The organism is Microbacterium sp. LWH10-1.2, assembly GCF_038397765.1.
Taxonomy (GTDB): domain Bacteria; phylum Actinomycetota; class Actinomycetes; order Actinomycetales; family Microbacteriaceae; genus Microbacterium; species Microbacterium natoriense.
In genome coordinates this window covers 282,838-301,098 of record NZ_CP151638.1, presented here as the reverse complement: position 1 = coordinate 301,098, position 18,261 = coordinate 282,838, and the positions used below count along the sequence as shown (strand labels likewise).

Annotated in this window: 14 protein-coding genes; 8 read left to right on the top strand and 6 right to left on the bottom strand. The window is 72.4% G+C overall.

The features are described 5' to 3' along the window. Nucleotides 1-25: 25 nt before the first annotated feature. Entirely contained in the window at nucleotides 26-670 is a 645-nt protein-coding gene (locus MRBLWH10_RS01255) for an alpha/beta fold hydrolase (RefSeq protein ID WP_341941357.1), read from the top strand. Nucleotides 671-689: 19 nt separating this feature from the next. Here MRBLWH10_RS01255 and MRBLWH10_RS01250 read toward each other — a convergent pair whose 3' ends face one another. Then, entirely contained in the window at nucleotides 690-1,025 is a 336-nt protein-coding gene (locus tag MRBLWH10_RS01250) for a hypothetical protein (RefSeq protein WP_341941356.1), read from the bottom strand. A gap of 287 nt (nucleotides 1,026-1,312) precedes the next feature. On the opposite strand from MRBLWH10_RS01250, the gene MRBLWH10_RS01245 reads away from it, so the two are divergent. After that, nucleotides 1,313-2,998 (top strand): ABC-F family ATP-binding cassette domain-containing protein, encoded by a 1,686-nt coding sequence (locus MRBLWH10_RS01245; RefSeq protein ID WP_341941355.1) that lies wholly within the window; start codon nucleotides 1,313-1,315, stop codon nucleotides 2,996-2,998. A 242-nt stretch (nucleotides 2,999-3,240) separates the two neighbouring features. On the opposite strand, the gene MRBLWH10_RS01240 is transcribed toward MRBLWH10_RS01245, so the two are convergent. The 4 genes from MRBLWH10_RS01240 to MRBLWH10_RS01225 all read right to left on the bottom strand — a co-directional run bounded on the left by MRBLWH10_RS01240 (nucleotide 3,241) and on the right by MRBLWH10_RS01225 (nucleotide 7,339). After that, nucleotides 3,241-3,900, bottom strand: coding sequence for a response regulator transcription factor (locus MRBLWH10_RS01240; protein ID WP_223585922.1), 660 nt, complete (start codon nucleotides 3,898-3,900; stop codon nucleotides 3,241-3,243). Then, nucleotides 3,897-5,168, bottom strand: coding sequence for a sensor histidine kinase (locus tag MRBLWH10_RS01235; RefSeq protein ID WP_341941354.1), 1,272 nt, complete (start codon nucleotides 5,166-5,168; stop codon nucleotides 3,897-3,899). Before MRBLWH10_RS01235 ends, MRBLWH10_RS01240 begins: the two co-directional genes overlap by 4 nt. Nucleotides 5,169-5,193: 25 nt before the next feature. Continuing rightward, nucleotides 5,194-5,943, bottom strand: coding sequence for a DUF998 domain-containing protein (locus MRBLWH10_RS01230; protein ID WP_341941353.1), 750 nt, complete (start codon nucleotides 5,941-5,943; stop codon nucleotides 5,194-5,196). 100 nt (nucleotides 5,944-6,043) lie between these two features. Then, nucleotides 6,044-7,339, bottom strand: a complete 1,296-nt coding sequence (locus tag MRBLWH10_RS01225) for a PA2928 family protein (protein ID WP_341941352.1) — start codon at nucleotides 7,337-7,339, stop codon at nucleotides 6,044-6,046. Nucleotides 7,340-7,420: 81 nt separating this feature from the next. Here MRBLWH10_RS01225 and MRBLWH10_RS01220 point away from each other — a divergent pair, with 81 nt between their 5' ends. Genes MRBLWH10_RS01220 through MRBLWH10_RS01205 form a run of 4 tightly spaced genes read left to right on the top strand, consistent with a single transcriptional unit; the run spans nucleotide 7,421 to nucleotide 12,796 of the window. Continuing rightward, nucleotides 7,421-8,752, top strand: a complete 1,332-nt coding sequence (locus tag MRBLWH10_RS01220; RefSeq protein ID WP_341941351.1) for a hypothetical protein — start codon at nucleotides 7,421-7,423, stop codon at nucleotides 8,750-8,752. Beyond that, a complete protein-coding gene (locus tag MRBLWH10_RS01215) occupies nucleotides 8,749-9,837 on the top strand; it encodes a hypothetical protein (RefSeq protein ID WP_341941350.1) in 1,089 nt (362 codons plus the stop codon). Before MRBLWH10_RS01220 ends, MRBLWH10_RS01215 begins: the two co-directional genes overlap by 4 nt. Further along, nucleotides 9,834-11,465: a tetratricopeptide repeat protein gene (locus tag MRBLWH10_RS01210; protein ID WP_341941349.1), complete on the top strand. Its 1,632-nt coding sequence runs from the start codon at nucleotides 9,834-9,836 to the stop codon at nucleotides 11,463-11,465. Before MRBLWH10_RS01215 ends, MRBLWH10_RS01210 begins: the two co-directional genes overlap by 4 nt. Further along, nucleotides 11,462-12,796, top strand: a complete 1,335-nt coding sequence (locus MRBLWH10_RS01205; protein WP_341941348.1) for a CHAT domain-containing protein — start codon at nucleotides 11,462-11,464, stop codon at nucleotides 12,794-12,796. The genes MRBLWH10_RS01210 and MRBLWH10_RS01205 overlap by 4 nt, the downstream gene beginning before the upstream one ends. Nucleotides 12,797-12,823: 27 nt before the next feature. On the opposite strand, the gene MRBLWH10_RS01200 is transcribed toward MRBLWH10_RS01205, so the two are convergent. Continuing rightward, nucleotides 12,824-13,234 carry a DUF6157 family protein gene (locus MRBLWH10_RS01200; RefSeq protein WP_341941347.1) on the bottom strand — a complete coding sequence of 137 codons (411 nt, stop codon included), beginning with the start codon at nucleotides 13,232-13,234 and terminating at the stop codon, nucleotides 12,824-12,826. 78 nt (nucleotides 13,235-13,312) lie between these two features. Between MRBLWH10_RS01200 and MRBLWH10_RS01195 the strand changes: the two genes are divergently transcribed. Together MRBLWH10_RS01195 and MRBLWH10_RS01190 are read left to right on the top strand one after the other, a co-directional pair. Continuing rightward, nucleotides 13,313-13,492 (top strand): PspC domain-containing protein, encoded by a 180-nt coding sequence (locus MRBLWH10_RS01195; protein ID WP_223585913.1) that lies wholly within the window; start codon nucleotides 13,313-13,315, stop codon nucleotides 13,490-13,492. A gap of 38 nt (nucleotides 13,493-13,530) precedes the next feature. Continuing rightward, nucleotides 13,531-18,129 (top strand): ATP-dependent helicase, encoded by a 4,599-nt coding sequence (locus MRBLWH10_RS01190; protein WP_341941346.1) that lies wholly within the window; start codon nucleotides 13,531-13,533, stop codon nucleotides 18,127-18,129. The last annotated feature ends 132 nt before the right edge of the window (nucleotides 18,130-18,261 follow it).

Here is an 18,261-nt window from a genome sequence, read left to right as displayed (position 1 = left end):
CCTTTCTACCAGGCAGGATAGGAGCGTGACCGAGAACCTGACGATCGACGACGCCGCGACCCGGTGGTCCGCCGGCGACCGGGAGGGGATGCCGCTGCTGGTGCTGCTCCACGGCTACGGCGCCGACGAGCACGACCTGTTCGGTCTGGTGCCGTATCTGCCCGAGGGCATCGCCGTGGCATCCGTCGCCGCTCCCCTGACCCCGCCGTGGCCGATGCCCGGCCGGTCCTGGTACCCGATCGACGGCCTCGACGGACGCGATGCCTCCCACGTCACAGCTGCGGCGGAGGCCTTCCTCCGCTGGCTCGACGCCGCGGCATCCGATGCTCCGAAGGTCGCCCTGCTCGGATTCTCGCAGGGCGCGGCGGTCTCTCTGCAGGCCATGCGGCTCGCGCCGGAGCGCTTCGGCGCCGTCGTGGCGTTGAGCGGATACGCGACCCCCGGGGACGTCGCAGGCGACGAGGAGCTCGCAGAGCTGCGCCCGCCGGTGTTCTGGGGGCGCGGGACGCACGACGACGTCATCCCGGCGCATCTCGTCGCGCACACCGCCGAGTGGCTGCCCGGCCACTCCGACCTCTCCGGCCGCGTCTACACGGGACTCACCCACAGCATCTCCGAGGAGGAGCTCGGCGACGTGCGGCACTTCATCGCGAAGTGGCTCGACGGCTGACCGCCAGCCGCGCACGAGCTCAGGGTCGCGCACTCCCGGGGCCGGTCTCGGTGTCGTCGTCGGATGCCGGGTCGCTGGTCCCGGTGGATGCCACGGGGCTGTCGTTGTCAGCCGCGTCCGCCTGACCTTCCTCGCCGGCATCCGCATCCGTGTGCTCCTGAGCGCGCAGTCGGGAGGCGCCGGTGGCGAAGCCCGCCATCACGGCCACACCGATCGCGATGCCGATCCCGAGGCCCAGCGCCATGTTGCCGAGAGAGACTCCCAGCGCGACGCCCACTCCCATGCCTATTGCGAGGCCGGCGCCCATGCCCGCACGCTGCATGGTCTCCGCCGGGCTCGGGTTGTCTTGTGCCATGCCTCCACGCTACGAGTCCGGAGGCTCCGCGGCATCCCCCGCGCGGTGGACATCCCGGCGCGACACGCCCGGGTTGCGCGCACCGCGGAGGCGGGGGTATCGTCGTGGAGTCCTGTCCGCCGTGTCTGGAAGTCCTTTGATCTGATCCGTCGCCTCCGCGCTCTTCTTTCCGCGCGCTGACCCGACGACGGCTGATCCACGGCCCATCTCCCTCCTTGCGAGGTCGTCTTCCGACGACTCCCCGAGGGCTCGGTGTCAGTGCACCCTCGCACTCGACAGGAGACACCATGTCAACCCCCACCCTTCATGCATCGGTCACCCTCGACCGCCTCACCTTCACCTGGCCCGACGGGCAGACGGCGCTCGACGCCGTGTCCGGCGCCTTCGGATCGGCCCGCACCGGACTGGTCGGACGCAACGGCGCCGGCAAGTCCACGCTGCTGCGCCTGATGGCCGGAGAGCTGGCGCCCACCTCGGGTGTCGTCTCAGCCTCCGGAGAGGTCGCCTACCTCCCGCAGCAGCTGACCCTCGACGTCGACCGGCGCGTCGCCGAACTGCTCGGCGTGGCCGAGGCGCTCGACGCCGTCCGCGCGATCGGCGCCGGCGACGTCGACCCGGCGCACTTCGACGCGGTCGGCGACGACTGGGACATCGAGGCCAGGGCGGAGGCGTCCCTCGCCGAGGCCGGCCTCTCGCCCGACTTCCTCGACCGCCGCGTCGGAGAGCTGTCGGGCGGCGAGGCCGTGCTGGTCGCGATCGCCGGCATCCGCCTGCGGCGAGCGCCGATCACGCTCCTCGACGAGCCCACGAACAACCTCGACCGCGACGCCCGCGCGAAGCTGGCGGCGATGGTGAGGTCGTGGAAGGGCACGCTCATCGTGGTCAGCCACGACATCTCGCTGCTGGAGCTGATGGACGACACCGCCGAGCTGTACGCGCAGACGCTGAGCGTGTTCGGCGGACCGTACTCCGCGTGGCGCGCCTGGCTGGACGCCGAGCAGGATGCCGCGAAGCAGGCCGAGGTCACCGCCAAGCAGGTGCTCCGCAAGGAGAAGCGCCAGCGGATCGAGGCCGAGTCCAAGCTCGCGACGCGCGCGAAGATGGCGAACAAGGCCGAGGTCGAGAAGCGCGTGCCGAAGATCGTCGCGCACGGCCGGAAGATGGCCGCGGAGGTCTCGGCGGGAAAGCTGCGCACCGAGGTCGGAGCGAAGGAGGATGCCGCGCGCGCCTCCCTCGACGAGGCGGGGCGCCGCGTGCGTTCGGACTCGTCGATGAAGATCGAGCTGCCCGACCCCGAGGTCTCGCGGGCGCGCCGGATCGCCGAGATCGGCGACGGCGAGCGCTCGTGGATCCTGCAGGGTCCGGAGCGCGTCGCGCTGATCGGGCGCAACGGAGCGGGCAAGACCACGCTGCTGGAGCGGCTGGTGGCGAGCGCCGCCGATGTTCATAACTCCTCAAAAACTGATCAGTCGGAGACAGAATCGGCGAACTCGGACGATTCCGGCGAAATCTTGAGGAGTTGTGAACGCCCGGAGCTCGAGGCCACGGCCCACACCGACCGGATCGGCTACCTGCCGCAGCGCGTGGACGGCCTCGACGAGACCCGATCGGTCTTCGAGAACATCGCGGATGCCGCGCCTCAGGTGCCCGAGAAGGAGCTGCGCAACCGGCTCGCACGGTTCCTCATCCGCGGAGCCACAGCGGAGCGCCCTGTCGCCGCGCTGTCGGGAGGCGAGCGCTTCCGCGTGGCGCTGGCCGCGCTGCTGCTCACCGACCCCGCACCTCAACTCGTGGTGCTGGACGAGCCGACGAACAACCTCGACCTCGACACGGTCGACCAGCTCGTCGAGGCACTGCGCGCGTACCGCGGCGCCGTGCTCATCGTCAGCCACGACGACGCGTTCCTCGCCCGGCTCGATCTCGATCTCACGCTCGAGATCGATGCGGAGGGGATGCTGCGCGAGGTCGGCTGACCCGAGCGACGCGGCCGGTCCGGGGGCATCGCCTCCCTGGCCGGCCGCGCCGTCGAACCAGCCCGATACTCCGCCACGCCTACCCGGTCACGCGCCGCACCAGACCGGCCGCGTCGTCAGACCGGTCACGCCGCCGCACCAGCCGGGACCTCAGCCGCACCAACCCGCTCACGCCGCCGCACCAGACCCGCCGCGTCGTCAGACCAGACCGGCCTCGTCGTCAGACCAGACCGGCCTCGTCGTCAGACCAGACCGGCCTCGTAGGCCATGATCACGGCCTGCACGCGGTCGCGGAGGTCGAGCTTCTGCAGGACCCTGCCGACGTGCGTCTTGACCGTCGACTCCGTGACGAACAGCCGCTCGCCGATCTCCGCGTTGTTGAGCCCCTTCGCGATGGCGAGGAACACCTCCCGCTCGCGCTCCGTGAGAGCGCCGACGCGCTGATCGATGTCGCCGGCCTGCCGCGGCAGCCGTGTCGCGAACAGGTCCAGCATCGCTCTCGTCACGCGGGGGGAGACGAGGGCATCGCCGGCGGCGATCGAGCGGATCGCCGCGGTCAGCGTCGCCGGTGGCGTGTTCTTCAGCAGGAATCCGCTGGCCCCCGCGCGCAGACTGCCGAACGCGTACTCGTCGAGGTCGAAGGTCGTGAGCACGAGGACCCTGGTCGACGGCGCGCTCCTGACGATGCGCCTGGTCGCCTCGATGCCGTCCATCTCCGGCATCCTGATGTCCATGAGGACCACATCGGGGGCGAGCTGCTCCGCCTGATGCACCGCGTCCGTCCCCGACACGGCCTCGCCGACGACATCCAGATCGTCCTCGGCGTCGAGGACCATCCTCATGCCGCGTCTGATCAGCTCGTGGTCGTCGACGATCAGCACCCGTATCCGTTCGCCGCTCATCGCTGCGCCTCCTGTTCCGGCATCTCCACGTGCACGCGCCATCCTCCGCCCTCGATCGGACCGGCATCCGCCGTTCCCCCGTACAGGCGGACCCGCTCTCGGATGCCGACGAGCCCGCGCCCGGAGCCGACCGACTCCGCCGGGGGACCCGCCCGCCCGTCGTCCATGACGTCGACGACGACCGCACCCTCCCTGAAGTCGAGGGTCACAGAGACCGTACGGGGCTCGGCGGCATAGCGGAGGACGTTCGTGAGCGCCTCCTGGACGATCCGGAACACCGCGTTCTGGAGCGCAGGGGATGCCGGCGGCTCGCCGTGCGTGCGCGTCACGACGGGCAGTCCGGCGGTGCGGAAGGTCTCGATCAGCGCGGCGAGGTCGCCGACGCCAGGGTTGGGCTGCAGCGGCGACCGCTCCTCGCCGTCGGTGCCCTCATCGCCCAGCGCGCCGAGCAGCTGTCGCATCTCGAGGAGGGACTGCCGCCCCACCGCGCCGATCTCCTGCACGGCGCTCCGCGCGCGGGTCGGGTCCTTCTCCGCCAGCGCGGCGGCGCCGTCGGCGAGCGAGACCATGACCGACACGCTGTGGGCCACGACGTCGTGGATCTCCCTCGTGATCCTCGCGCGCTCGGCCAGGGTCGCCAGCCGCGCCTGCTGATCCCGCTCCCGCGCCAGCTGGTTGGCACGGTCGAGGATCGCCCCGATGTAGCGGCGCCGGTCGCCCACCGTCACCCCGAGCAGCGCGGAGACGAGCAGCACGACGAGGAGCAGCAGCCCGGTCGGCGCCGAGGAGAGCGGGCTCTCCTGACGCCCCCGGAGCGCGGCATCGATCGCGGGGAAGAGGATGCAGCCGGCGATCGCCGCGATGCCGAAGCCGATCCATCCGCTGCGGTTGGACCGGTAGACGAACACCGCGTACAGGGCGATGGCGATGCCGAACGGCTCGGCGGGCGCATCCACGACGAGGCACAGGGCCGCGACCGCTCCGAAGACCGCGAACGTGACCCACGGGCGGCGTCTCCGCACGAAGAGGGATGCCGTCGCCACGATGCCGCCGACCAGGGGCACGAGGATCGGGCCGAGCGGCGACCACACTCCAGAGGAGAGCGGGGTGACGGTCGCCCAGAGCGTGGCGAAGAGGAGGTAGACGCCGGCGAGCACGGCATCGACGAGGAGCGGGTGTCCGCTCCAGAACCGGCGGACGGCGCCGGGCGGCCGTGGCAGCTCGTCCTCGCGGACCGGCGCCTGCGGGGAGACGGGAGACTCGGCCATGGGACGACTCTACGCACCGCGCCCCTCACGCGGATGCCGCGAACGCCTCGGCGCGCGCCGTCCCGAGATGTGCTCCGCCGTGGGCGCCTTTCCCCTCCCGACTCGCGGAGGCCGAGCGGAGGCTCCGCTGCGTGTGCGCCGTCAAGACCCCGAGGATCATGAGCCACCCCATCCCGACCGTGGTCGCGACGAGCTCCAGCATGCTGCCGATGTCGGTGCGGTACTGCAGGAGGGAGAGGATCCCACCCGCCGCAGCGATGAGAGCGGTGGCGATCCCCGAGCCCAGCGAGAGCGCACGCAGCACCGGCCGGCCCTGCACGAAAGACGCCTGGAGCATCGCCACCGCAGCCAGGGCGAAGGCGAGCACCGCGACGCTGGTGTGGATCAGGTCCTGCCAGGTGAACGTGGGCCCGACGGGCAGCGGGCATCCCGAGGTGCAGGGCACCTGAGAGGCCACGAGGAACAGCGACGAGGACAGTGCGACGGAGAGCGACGGCGTGCCGATGCTCAGGATCGGAACAGCCGCGCGGAGGCCACGGGCCGCCCACGCGACGGAGAATCCTCCCGCGACGAGCAGCAGCAGCGCCATCTCGAACCACCCCGCCGTCGGCTCGCCGTCAGCCCCCAGACCGCTCACGTACAGCGTGCGGTCGGTGCTCAGTCGCGCGATCCAGATGATCGTCAGGGCGATGCCGACCAGGACGCTTCCCGCGAGTGCGGCGACGACTCTGAGGGGGACTCCTGGTGCGGTGGGGCGGTGGGGATTCGTGGGCATGAATCGACCGTAGATTTCGGGGTCGACCCGCCGCGTCGCCCCGGAGTGCCCCTTCGTGGACGGTGTCGTACCTGGGTACGACACCGTCCACGAAGCCGCGTCATCCGAACGAGATCACCCACCACGGCACCGACCCGACCTCGATGCGGCGCAGGGATCCGTCGGCGTCGAGCACGCGGAGGGTGTCAGGCTGCCAGGCGTCCGGATCAGCCGCGATGACCGCCGTCGTCCCCGACGGACCGGCGATCGCCCTCATCGCGTCGGCCCCCATCTCGACCGTGTCGACGAGCTCCCCCGTGGCGACGGACACGCTGCTCAGCAGCATCCGCTCGGCGTTGACCGACTCGCGGTGCTGCACGAGCACGTATCCCGAGGCGAACCCCGCGGGCGATGAGAGCGCACCCCCCGCTGATGCCTGCGCACTCGCGGCCTCGAGCAGAGCCTCGATGTCGTCCTGGTCGATGTCGCTGAAGTCGCCCTCAAGGAACTGCCCGGTCGGGAGCATGACCCCGAGTCGGGTCTGCGCCCCGGTGAGCGGGATGATCTCGGCGTCGACGAGTTCCGTGCGGCGGATGAGTGCACCGTCCGGCGACGTGATCACCAGGGCGTCCCGACTCACGGCCTCGGCCACCGTCTCGATCCCCACGGTCGTGCCGTCCGTCGCCGTCGCCGTGTCGACGAGCCTGGTGAGGGCGGCGGTGTCCAGGAAGGCCGAGGCGCTGAGCGTGCCCTGCCAGCGCCTCGCGACGGATGCCTCCGCCGGGGATGCCGCGAGGGCGCCGACGGGGATCTGCACGACCGCGCCGGTTCCGGTGAGCGCCACGACCGCGTTCGTCTCGACGTCGTAGCCGTACGCGGATGCCGAGAACACCGCATCCGCCCCGATGCCGTCGATGCCGTGCCCCTCGGCGCGGATCGCACCGGTCGTGGCATCCAGGATCACGAGTCCCTCATCGGTGGCGACGTAGACGAGCGACGAGTCGCCGGCGAGCGCCGCGGCCTCGCTGCCGAGTTCCTCGTTCAGGCGCTGGTCCCAGAGCGTCGCGCCGTCGGACAGCCGGATCGCCGCCGCGCGGGTCTGGAACATCGGCTCGCCGATACCGGGACGGGAGTCGTCGGCGTAGACGACGAGCGCCACGTCCTGCTCGTCGATGCTGATCGCCGCGGCACCGGGGAGGATCTCCACGTCGCGCGACGACGGACTGAACAGCGCCGTCGCGATGAAGATCAGCCCGCCGATGAGCACGGGCGCGAGGAGGAAGCCGAGGAAGCGGAGCCGGAGGCGGCGGCGCACCCGCTTCGGATCGTGGGACCTCGGCGGCGGCACCGCCGAGGAACCCAGCGGGACGACCGTGCTGCCGTTGAGCACATACCCTCGCGACTCGTTCGTGTTCATGCCGTCAGGATGCCCGTCGCCCTCGGTCTCCCGATCACGGGTTTCGACGCGCCGTCGTGTCGGCTCTATAGGCTGGCGGTCATGAGCGCGCCCCTGAAGCTCTCCCCCTCGGCCCCCGCTGCGGAGTCCGCAGAGGGACGGCGCCCGCGCGCGCTCGTGATCGCCGAGGCGTGGCGGGAGCTCGGTCCGGGTGTCGCTGCGCTGAGCAACGGCTCGGGTCGTCCGCTCGCCCGCACGCTGAAGCTGATCCTCGATCCGCTGGTGATCCGCCCGGTGCAGAATCCCGGACTCGCCGGGGGGACTCTGACGTCGGATGCCGCGGCCGAGCTGCACGACCGCATCCGGGCCGCCGGCGGCGATCTGACCGCTGCGGCAGCCTGGTTCCTGGAGCTGAAGGCCGCTCGGCGACGACTGCGGATCACCGACGGCAACCCGCAGGAGAAGTACTTCCAGCGCTGCTTCGAGCTGGCCCGCACCTCGGGGCCGCCGGCGGCCGATGCGGATGCCGTCGCCGCAGAGGTCGTGACGGAGATCGCCGAGGCCTCGGGCGACTCGCTGCTCGCTCAGGTGCGGGAGCTGCTCAGAGACGAGACGGCCGCGACGCGTCTCGGCCAGGAGCTCGGCGACGCATGGGCACGGCGCCCCGGCTCCGGGCCCGCGCCAGCGGCGGCGTCCGCGTCCACGGAGACGGTCACCGCGGCCCTCGACGCCTGCCCGACCGGGGACGGGTCGACGCACCTCTCCCTTCTCGTGGACGGCTCCGCGGGTTCCGCAGCGGGAGCTCGGTTCGCCGACGACGGAGCCGCGCAGCAGCTCGGGCTGACCCGGCATCCGCTCCCTCCCGCACCCCGGCTCGGTGAGACGGCGTCGAAGCGCGACCTGCCGCTGCCCTTCGACCGCTCGATCTTCGAGCGCCTCTTCGCCGCGCTCTCGGGCGGCGCGCGCGTGGATCTCGGCATCGACGCGGAGGAGCTGATCGCCGCGGAGATCGTCCGCTCGACGAGCGCCTGGCAGCTCGGCGAGGAGGACAGCAGGGTCGCCATGCTGCTCGGCGCCGAGGCGAGCACCGCCCTCGACGCGGGACGCGCTGCGCAGCCGACCGCGGCCCACCGTCTGCTCGCGGCGCGCTGGCACCGCGAGGCCTACGTGCGCCGGGCGCTGCGGCTTCCCGAGGGGACGAGCGGAGTGCCGGCATCCGTCGTCGACGACATCCGCACCGTGCGGCGCGGATACCTGCGGCGGCTGTGGGTGCGTCTGCACGGCAGGGAGCTGCGCGAGCAGCCCCTCGATCCGCGGGACGTGTGGGATCTCCTCGACGGCGTGCTGCGCTCGGTCGTGATGGATCAGCGCCAGCGGTTGAAGACGATGATGGTCCGCGGCGCGGACGAGCGGGAAGCGACGGAGGCGGCATGACCCTGCGGATCAGGGTGCAGGGCGATCTCGCGCACCTCTCCTCGGCCGACGGAGCGTTCGATCGGGCGCCCTGTCTCACCGCGGTGGTCGAGGTCAGGGGCGGGCTGCTGCACGGGGACCCGACCGGGCCTGCCGCCCTTCCGGATGCCGACATCGACGACGTCGACGCGGCGAGCGCCTGGCTCGCAGACGTGTACGGGCCGGAGACAGCGGATGCCGTCATCCGCGGCGTCCACGGTGCGACCCGCATCGAACCGGGCGATCAGACGGTCATCGACGCCGTGCTCCGTCTCGCTCGCCTCACCTGGACGAGGGCGTGGTGGCCGGCCGGAGCTCGGGTGCCCGCCGTCGACCCGGTGCTGCTCGCCGCCGAGATCGCGCTCGCCGCGCACGCCGTGGAGCACCTCCTCGACGACGACCTGGCGACCGAGAGGGCCCTCGCCGACGCCGCCGGCATCGCATCCGCCCTGGCCGCGCTCCCTCCGGCGCTCGCCGCGGAGGGGGAACGACTCCTCTCCGCGCTGACGGCGCTGTCCGAGGACTACGGCGTGGCCCTCGATCCGGCAGAGACCGCTGCGGCGGACGCCGCGCAGGTCCGTCAGGAGTGGGCGCTCGCCGCGGGTGGAGCGCGGGATGCGTCCGACGGCATCGAGGTCGCCTCCGGTTCGGCGGCGGTGCGGTGGGGCGACGTACCGGCGCAGACGGTCGACGCGGAGGCCGAGGCGCGGTGGACGCTGCGGCAGAGCGCCGGTGTCGCGACGCTGCGGGTGGAGGTGCCCGCCGTCGACGCCCCGTCCTCCGGGCGCACGCTGGCCGCGCGCTTCGGACCGGCGGAGCTCGGCGTCGACGTCGCCCTCCGCCGCGACGGGGCGCTCTTCCGCGGAGAGGCGGAGGTTCCGGCGTCCGCGCTCTTCCTCCCCGCAGGCGAACGGCTGCTCTGGGTGCGGGACCCTCTGCTGAGTCCCGCTGACGCCGATGCGCCCGACTCGGCGGCGGACCGCGAACGGGTGCTCTCCGTCGCGGCCGCGCGGATACTCTCCCCCGACGCCTCCCTCGCCGAACGGGCCGCGGGGTCGAGCCGATGACCTCCCCCGAGGAGCGCCCGCCGAGCGCCGTGCTCGGCCGCATCCCGGCGACTCCTCGGTGGAAGCCGGGACGCGACAGGAACAACGAGGCGGCGATGATGCTGCACGAGGGGCGCGTGGACGAGGCCGCGGTCGCGCTGCGCGAGGTGGTGGCCCTCACCCGTGTGGCCGACGTCGACGGTGAGGGCCTGGACATGCGCGCCAGGGCGCTGCTGAACCTCGCGGCCGCGCACGAGTTCCGCGGCGACCTGGCCGAGGCGCTGCGCACGGCCGACGAGGGCCTGGCCGCGGCATCCGACGCGCTCGGCCTGATCGGAGACGAACGCGCGACGCGCACCGTGCTGATCAACGGCTTGCTGTCGAGGGCGCAGACCCTCACGCAGCTGGACCGTCTCGACGACGCCCTCTCCGGCATCGCGGAGGCCGAGGCCCAGCTGGACGCGGACGACCTCGATCAGCGCGAGCTCCTCGCGTTCTCCGTGCACAACGCGCGCACCGTGGTGCTGATCACCACCGGCCGGCTGCAGGAGGCGCAGGACGAGGCGCAGCGCGCCCTGTCCGTCGCTCTGGGCGTCGGCCCCGAGCTCTCCGGACACGCGTACGCGAACCTCGGCGTGATCGCTCAGCGCACCGGCGACGACACCGCCGCACGGGAGTATCTGCAGCTCACGCATCAGGCCCAGGAGCTCTCCGGCGACGCGACGAGCCGCCAGCATGCCGTCGAGAACCTCGCCCGCGTGGCGATGCAGGAGGGACGGCTCCGTGAGGCGGAGGAGGGCTTCCGTCAGGCCGCCGAGCTCGCCAGACGGATCGGCCTCACGACACGGCTGGCTGCCAGCAGGACGGGACTCGCCGCTGTGCTGCTGCAGTCGGGGCGGACGGGGGCGGCCGCCAAGGCGCTGCGCGTGCTGCTCGATGAGCTCGACCAGGATGCCGCCGTGCACGAGCGGCTGGAGGCCTACTCGTTCCTCGGCGACGCGGAGTCGGCACGCAATCGGTATCCGGCGGCCGACGACGCCTACCGCGCCGCACGGGAGCTCGCGCGATCACCCCACGATCGCGGCAGGATCGACCTGCGACGCGCCGAGATGCACGCCGAGTGGGCGGCGATGTCGATCACCCCGCGCTCTCGCCTCGCCCGGCTGGAGAAGGCGCGCGACCTCGCGATCCCCGTCCTTCTGCTCACCGAGGCGCTGCGCGACGGGTTCGCACCCGGTGGCACCAGGGAGCGCTGGAGCCTGCAGGTCGCCGCACCCGCACGCGAGCTGGCGTTTCGCCTGGCCCGCACGCTCGGCGACTCCGCGCTGCTGTTCGAGCTCGTCGAGAACGCGGCCGCGTCCGTGACGCTGCAGGCGGATGCCGCGGTCAAGATCACCGCGCCCGTCCCCTTCGAGCGGCCGCGGGCCTCCGCCGTCGAGTGGGAGCGCGACGAGCGGGAGCGCGACGAGCTCCCTGCGGCCGCCGCGGGCCTGCTCGGCGGAGAGGGCACGGCATCCTTCCGCTTCGCGCCGCCGCCGCGGGTCATCGCCGTACCCGGCGCCGCGCCGGTGCTCGACGCGTGGATCCGGAAGGCGGAGGCCGAGTACGGCGTCCCGCTGCGCTCGGAGGCTGTGGTGCCGGCGTGGTGAGCAACTGGAGACAGCTCCCCGACCTCGGCGCCCCACTGCCCCTCGCCCGCACCGAGGGCGCCGCCGTGCTCCTCGATCTGCCAGACGGCGAGCGGCCGACGGCCCGTCTGCGCTTCGTCGACGGCGACGATCTGTTCGTGAGCTGGGTGTGGGAGCACCAGCGCAGCTCGCCCCGGATGACCCTCATAGCCCGGGATCTCGTCGCCCCGGTGCTCGACCGCCTCGCGCGGGCCCTGCCCTCCCCCCTGCCGGGAGAGAGCGGGGTCGATGCGCTGACCAGAGCACTCACCCACGGCGACCTCCTGGACCCGGAGCGCGAGCAGGAGCTCGCCGGGATGCTCACCGCCGCGCTGATCCCGCAGTGGCTGGGCGCCGAGCTCGACGCCCTCGAAGAGGCCGGGCTGCGCCCTCATCTGCGGATCCAGCTGTCTCCCTCCACCGCGCAGCTGCCGTGGGAGCTGCTGAGCACCTCCGGTCGCGAACGCGGCGTCGACATGGCCGATGCGTCCGTCCTGCTGCCCGCCACTCTGCGCAACGATCCGTCCAGGTCGGTGTCACCCTGGTCGCCCTCCTCCCCCGTCGCGGCGGTGCTGGATCCGGTGGTCCCCGGGTTCTCCGACACGAGCGAGCTGGGGAGCGTGCTCGGCCCGGTCTCGCCCGACTCCCCGCTGGCGCTGGCCATCGACGCGCTCGGACGGCGACGGATGCCGCAGGGAGACGCGTTCCGCCGTGCGGACATCGACCGAACCGCGTTGGCGAATGCCCTCGACGGGGCAGGACGGCTCCTCTACGTCGGGCACGTCACCGCATCGACGCACGCGCTCGACGCCCGCCTCCACCTGTCCGACGGCGCAGACGCCCCCGGTGACACCCCGCCGATCGGGGCGCATCGGCCCTACTCCGCCGCCGAGATCGCCCTGGGCGGCGGAGTAGGGCTCCCGCCGTTGACCGCGCCGAACCGCGTGGCACTCATCGCGTGCGACTCCGGCACCGACCTGCGCTTCGCCGAGCCGACCGGTCTCGTGGCCGCGTTCTTGCACCGCGGCGCGGAGTACGTGACCGCGACCCGGTGGACCCTGCCCACCGAGGCGGGTCTGCGCCGTCTCGTCCCCGCGCTCGGCGACCGTGCGGAGGGGATGCTGACCGACGCGGTCATCGCCGTGAACGCCGCGCACGAGTCGCACGACCCGGTCGGCGCCCTGGGTGCCTGGCAGCGGGAGCAGCGCCGACTGTGGACCTCCACCGGGGATCCTCGTCACTCCCCGATCATGTGGGGCGCCTTCGCGACCGCTTGGGCCCCGGAGCCGGTGCAGGCGCCGTCGCGAGTCTGACGGATCGGCGCAGAGGGCGTCCCTCACTCATGCGCGACGGCTCCGCATCGCCCGCGTGTGCGCGAGCGAGGGATCCGCGGCGAGGGCTGCGTACTCCTCGGACTCCCGGGGCACGAGGGCGACCCTGCCGTCGGCGTCGTGGAGGATGCCCCAGCCGTAGCGCTTGCCCAGCGGCGACGATCTCAAGCAGGGCTGGCCCTTCGAGAAGAACGCCGCCCTGGCGTCGTCGTCGTCCGATGCGATGCCGGCGCGGAGCGCGAACGTCTCGAAGACCACGTCGTCCGAGGTGCGTGCGTAGGGCTGTTCGGTGATCAGCCGGTAGTGGAGCGCGGCGATCGTCGGCTTCTCGGTCGTCGGCGGCTCGGTGGCGCCGTCTGCAGGGCAGTCGTCGGCGACCTCGATGAACGTCGAGACGTAGTTCGTCGTGTGGAGACCCATGCGCCCATCCTCGCGCGTCCCGCCGACATCAGCACGAGCATCTGTCATGAACGACGACGCAAGGGCAGTATGGGACCCATGAACCCTCTCGTGCGCCCCCGGGACGACCGCATGCTCGCCGGCGTCTGCGCCGCCCTCGCCCTGCGCTTCGGGGTGAAGGCGTCCACCGTCCGCGTGCTCAGTGTGCTGCTGGTGCTGTTCGCAGGTCTGTCGCTGTGGGCGTACGTGCTGCTCTGGATCGTCATCCCGAACGAGTGACCGGAGCCCATGTCGGTCCCCTCGGCGATGATGGAGGGATGAGCGACGCTTCGACAGGCTCAGAGCATCGCGTGCTCGACCGGTTCACCCCCGCGACGCAGGACTGGTTCCGTGGGGCCTTCACCGCGCCCACTCCGGCGCAGGCGGGTGCGTGGGACGCGATCTCGGCGGGCAAGCACGCCCTGGTCGTCGCACCGACGGGCTCGGGCAAGACGCTCTCGGCGTTCCTCTGGGCGATCGACAGCGTGTTCCGCGAGCGCATGGCGGCGGGCGGAGCGGAGCCGAAGAAGGATGCCGCCCGCACCCGCATCCTCTACATCTCGCCGCTGAAGGCGCTGGGCGTCGATGTCGAGCGCAATCTGCGCTCCCCCCTCATCGGCATCGGGCAGTCGGCCCGGCGCCTCGGAACGACCTCGCCGTCGGTCACGGTCGGGGTGCGGTCGGGCGACACGACGTCGAGCGACCGGCGCAAGCTCGTCTCCGATCCTCCGGACATCCTCATCACCACCCCGGAGTCGCTGTATCTGATGCTGACCAGTCGCGCCGGGGAGACCCTGCGCGACGTGCACACCGTGATCATCGACGAGGTGCACGCGGTGGCGGCGACCAAGCGCGGCGCGCATCTCGCGGTGAGCCTCGAGCGGCTCGACGCCCTGCGCAGCGCCCACGGCGCCGAGCGCCCGGCGCAGCGCATCGGTCTGTCGGCCACGGTGCGGCCGATCGACGAGGTGGCGCGCTTTCTCGGCGGAGCGGCGCCGGTGGAGATCGTCGCGCCTCCCGCGTCCAAGACCTTCGAACTCGCCGTCGTCGTTCCGATGGATGACATGACGAACCCGCCGCCACCCCCGGGGGTCGCCGCCCCCGTCGACGGAGAGCCCGCCGAGTACACGGAGGTCACCGGCTCGATCTGGCCCCATGTCGAGGAGGCGATCGTCGATCGCATCCTCGAGAACAACTCCACGATCGTGTTCGCGAACTCGCGGAGGCTCGCCGAACGGCTCACGGGCCGCCTCAACGAGATCTACTCGGAGCGCAACGGCATCCCGCTGCCCGAGGCGACGATCCCCGCCGCGATGATGGCGCAGGCGGGGGCGACAGCGGGCGCCGACCCCGTGCTCGCGAAGGCCCACCACGGCTCGGTGTCGAAAGAGCAGCGGGCGCAGGTCGAGGAGGAGCTGAAGTCCGGCATCCTCCGCTGCGTCGTGGCGACCAGCAGCCTCGAGCTCGGCATCGACATGGGCGCGGTCGACCTCGTGATCCAGGTCGAGGCGCCGCCCTCCGCCGCCTCCGGCCTCCAGCGCGTCGGACGCGCGGGGCACCAGGTCGGCGAGATCAGCCGCGCCGCTCTCTTCCCCAAGCACCGAGGCGACGTGCTGCACACCGCCATCGTCACCGAGCGGATGCTGGCGGGGCAGATCGAGGCCATCCAGGTGCCGCGCAATCCGCTCGACATCCTGGCCCAGCAGACGGTCGCCGCCAGCGCGCTCGGCGAGATCAGCGTCGAGGAGTGGTTCGAGACGGTCCGCCGCTCGGCCCCCTTCCAGTCGCTCCCCCGCTCGGCGTACGAGGCGACGCTCGACCTGCTGGCGGGACGCTTCCCGTCCGACGAGTTCGCCGAACTGCGGCCGCGTCTGGTGTGGGACAGGGATGCCGGCACACTGACCGGCCGTCCCGGTGCGCAGCGCATCGCCGTGACGAGCGGCGGCACGATCCCCGATCGCGGTCTGTTCGGGGTGTTCGTGGCCGGCGAGACCACGGGCGCGAGGGTCGGCGAGCTCGACGAGGAGATGGTCTACGAGTCGCGCGTCGGCGACGTGTTCACGCTCGGCACCACCAGCTGGCGCATCGCCGAGATCACGCACGACCGCGTCAACGTGATCCCCGCGTACGGCCAGCCGGGCAAGGTCCCGTTCTGGCACGGCGACGGCATCGGCCGCCCGTACGAGCTCGGAGAGGCCCTGGGCCGCTTCTCGCGCGAGGTGTCTGCGGCGACGCCCGAGAAGGCGGCGCAGCGCCTGATCGAGGCGGGTCTCGACGAGCAGGCGAGGGCGAACCTCATGGCGCACCTCACCGAGCAGCGAGAGGCCACCGGCACTCTTCCCACCGACAGGACTCTCACCGTCGAGCGCGGACGCGACGAGGTCGGCGACTGGCGCGTCATCCTGCATTCCCCGTACGGCATGAAGGTGCACGCCCCGTGGGCGCTCGCGATCAACGCGCGGGTCCGCGAGCGACTCGGCGTCGAGGGATCGGCGGTCGCGAGCGACGACGGCATCATCGTGCGCATCCCCGATGCCGAGGCCGAGCCTCCGGGGGCCGACCTCTTCGTGTTCGACCCCGACGAGCTGGAGCATCTGGTCACGGAGGAGGTCGGCGGCTCTGCCCTGTTCGCCTCCCGGTTCCGCGAGTGCGCGGCCCGGGCGCTGCTCATGCCGCGCATGAACCCGAACAAGCGGACGCCGCTGTGGCAGCAGCGTCAGCGCTCGGCGCAGCTGCTCGAGGTGGCGAGGCGGCATCCGACCTTCCCGGTGATCCTGGAGACCCTGCGCGAGGTGCTGCAGGACGTCTACGACCTGCCGTCGCTGCGAAAGCTCGCGACCGCGATCGCCGACCGACGCGTCCGGCTCGTCGAGACGCAGCCCGCGCAGCCGTCGCCCTACGCGCGCGATCTGCTGTTCGGGTACGTCGGCGCCTTCATGTACGAGGGCGATTCGCCGCTCGCCGAGCGCAGGGCCGCCGCGCTCTCGGTCGACCCCGCCCTGCTCGGCGAGTTGCTGGGGACGGTCGAGCTGCGTGAACTGCTCGATCCCGCGGTGATCGCGCAGTTCGAGCGAGAGGCCCAGCGCCTCGACCCCGAGCGCCGAGCTCGGGGTCTCGAGGGCGTCGCCGACCTGCTCAGGATGCTGGGACCGCTGGATGCCGCGGAGGTCGCAGAGCGGCTCGAGGAACCCACGGATGCCACCTCACACCTCGACGCCCTCGTCGCCGCTCGCCGGGCGATCCCCGTGACCGTCGCCGGGGTGTCGCGGGTGGCGGCGATCGAAGACGCGGGTCGACTGCGCGACGCCCTCGGGGTCGCGCTCCCGACCGGCATCCCCGTGGCCTTCCTCGAACCGGTGGCCGATCCTCTCGGCGACCTCGTCGCCCGGCACGCCCGCACGCACGGTCCGTTCACGACGGATGCCGTCGCCTCTCGCTTCGGTCTCGGCGCGGCCGTCGCACGCCACACCCTGCAGCGGCTGGAGACCGCCGGGCGCATCACCAGCGGCTACTTCCTGCCGGAGGCCGCAGGCAGCGCCTCCGATCTGGAGTGGTGCGACACCGAGGTGCTGCGGCGTCTGCGGATGCGCTCGCTCGCCGCCATCCGCGGCAGCGTCGAGCCGGTGTCCCCCGAGGCGTACGCGCGGTTCCTCCCCGACTGGCAGCATCTGAAGCGCCCTCTCGACGGCCTCGACGGGGTGCTCAGCGTGATCGAGCAGTTCGCCGGGGTGCCCATCCCCGCGAGCGCCTGGGAGTCGCTGGTGCTCCCCTCGCGCGTGCACGACTACGTTCCCGCGATGCTCGATGAGCTGACCGCCGCCGGCGAGGTCGTCTGGGCCGGCAACGGCACGCTCCCCGGTCGCGACGGCTGGGTGTCGCTGCACCCTGCCGACCTCGCTCCCTTCACGCTCCCCGAGCCCGAGACGGAGCAGGCGACCGGATCCCTGGAGGCGCAGGTGCTGTCGGCCCTGCACGCCGGGGGCGCCTACTTCGCCGCACAGCTGAAGGAGATGACCGGCGCCGAGAACGAGCAGTCCGTGCTCGACGCACTGTGGTCGCTGACCTGGGCGGGGCGGGTCACCAACGACACCTTCTCGCCGTTGCGATCGCTGCTCGCCGGCGGCTCGCAGGCGCACAAGGTCACCCGCCGGGCGCCGCGAGCGCGCACCTACCGCGGGGTGTCCCTCACCCGCACCGCCCCGAGGCCGACGTCCATCGGAGGCCGCTGGTCGCTCCTGCCCGCAGTGGAGACGGATGCCGCGCGCCGCGCGACCGTCACGGCGGGGCTCCTCCTCGACAGGTACGGCGTCGTCACCCGCGGCGCCGTGCAGGCCGAGGGCGTGCCCGGCGGCTTCGCTCAGGCGTACCGGGTGCTGGCGGGCTTCGAAGAGGCCGGGCACTGCCGCCGCGGCTACGTCATCGAGAAGCTGGGGGCCGCGCAGTTCGCGGCATCCGCGACCGTCGACCGGCTCCGCACCTTCGCCGGTCTCGCCGACCCTCCGCCGCGTACGGCGGTCACGCTCGCGGCGACCGATCCGGCGAACCCGTACGGCGCCGCACTCGGCTGGCCGCGTCGTGAGGGCGTCTCCCACCGTCCTGGGCGCAAGGCGGGCGGGCTGGTCGTGCTGGTCGACGGAGCGCTCGTGCTGTACCTCGAACGGGGTGGTCGCACGGTGCTGTCGTTCAGCGACGACCTCGATGTGCTGCGGGCGGCCTCGTCCGACCTGGCGGCGACGGCGCGAGCCAGGCGCCTCGACACCCTCACAGTCGAGAAGGTGAACGGCGACGGCGTCTACGGCACCGACTTCGCGCTCGCCCTGCAGGAGGCCGGGTTCGTCGTCACCCCGCGCGGGTACACGCTCCGCAGAGCGATCTGAGCTCCTGCTCCTGACCGGCCGTTCCTGCACGACTTCGGAGCCGACCTTCCGGACACAGTTTCGGAGCCGGCCTGCCGGGCACAGTTTCGGAGCCGACGCCCGACACGCCGGAGACGAAGCAACACACTCGGC

Bases quoted from the DNA above. Each gene is read 5' to 3' on its own strand.
- MRBLWH10_RS01250 (WP_341941356.1), bottom strand. From the start codon at position 1,025: ATGGCACAAGACAACCCGAGCCCGGCGGAGACCATGCAGCGTGCGGGC.
- MRBLWH10_RS01245 (WP_341941355.1), top strand. From the start codon at position 1,313: ATGTCAACCCCCACCCTTCATGCATCGGTCACCCTCGACCGCCTCACC.
- MRBLWH10_RS01240 (WP_223585922.1), bottom strand. From the start codon at position 3,900: ATGAGCGGCGAACGGATACGGGTGCTGATCGTCGACGACCACGAGCTG.
- MRBLWH10_RS01235 (WP_341941354.1), bottom strand. From the start codon at position 5,168: ATGGCCGAGTCTCCCGTCTCCCCGCAGGCGCCGGTCCGCGAGGACGAG.
- MRBLWH10_RS01230 (WP_341941353.1), bottom strand. From the start codon at position 5,943: ATGCCCACGAATCCCCACCGCCCCACCGCACCAGGAGTCCCCCTCAGA.
- MRBLWH10_RS01225 (WP_341941352.1), bottom strand. From the start codon at position 7,339: ATGAACACGAACGAGTCGCGAGGGTATGTGCTCAACGGCAGCACGGTC.
- MRBLWH10_RS01220 (WP_341941351.1), top strand. From the start codon at position 7,421: ATGAGCGCGCCCCTGAAGCTCTCCCCCTCGGCCCCCGCTGCGGAGTCC.
- MRBLWH10_RS01215 (WP_341941350.1), top strand. From the start codon at position 8,749: ATGACCCTGCGGATCAGGGTGCAGGGCGATCTCGCGCACCTCTCCTCG.
- MRBLWH10_RS01210 (WP_341941349.1), top strand. From the start codon at position 9,834: ATGACCTCCCCCGAGGAGCGCCCGCCGAGCGCCGTGCTCGGCCGCATC.
- MRBLWH10_RS01200 (WP_341941347.1), bottom strand. From the start codon at position 13,234: ATGGGTCTCCACACGACGAACTACGTCTCGACGTTCATCGAGGTCGCC.
- MRBLWH10_RS01195 (WP_223585913.1), top strand. From the start codon at position 13,313: ATGAACCCTCTCGTGCGCCCCCGGGACGACCGCATGCTCGCCGGCGTC.
- MRBLWH10_RS01190 (WP_341941346.1), top strand. From the start codon at position 13,531: ATGAGCGACGCTTCGACAGGCTCAGAGCATCGCGTGCTCGACCGGTTC.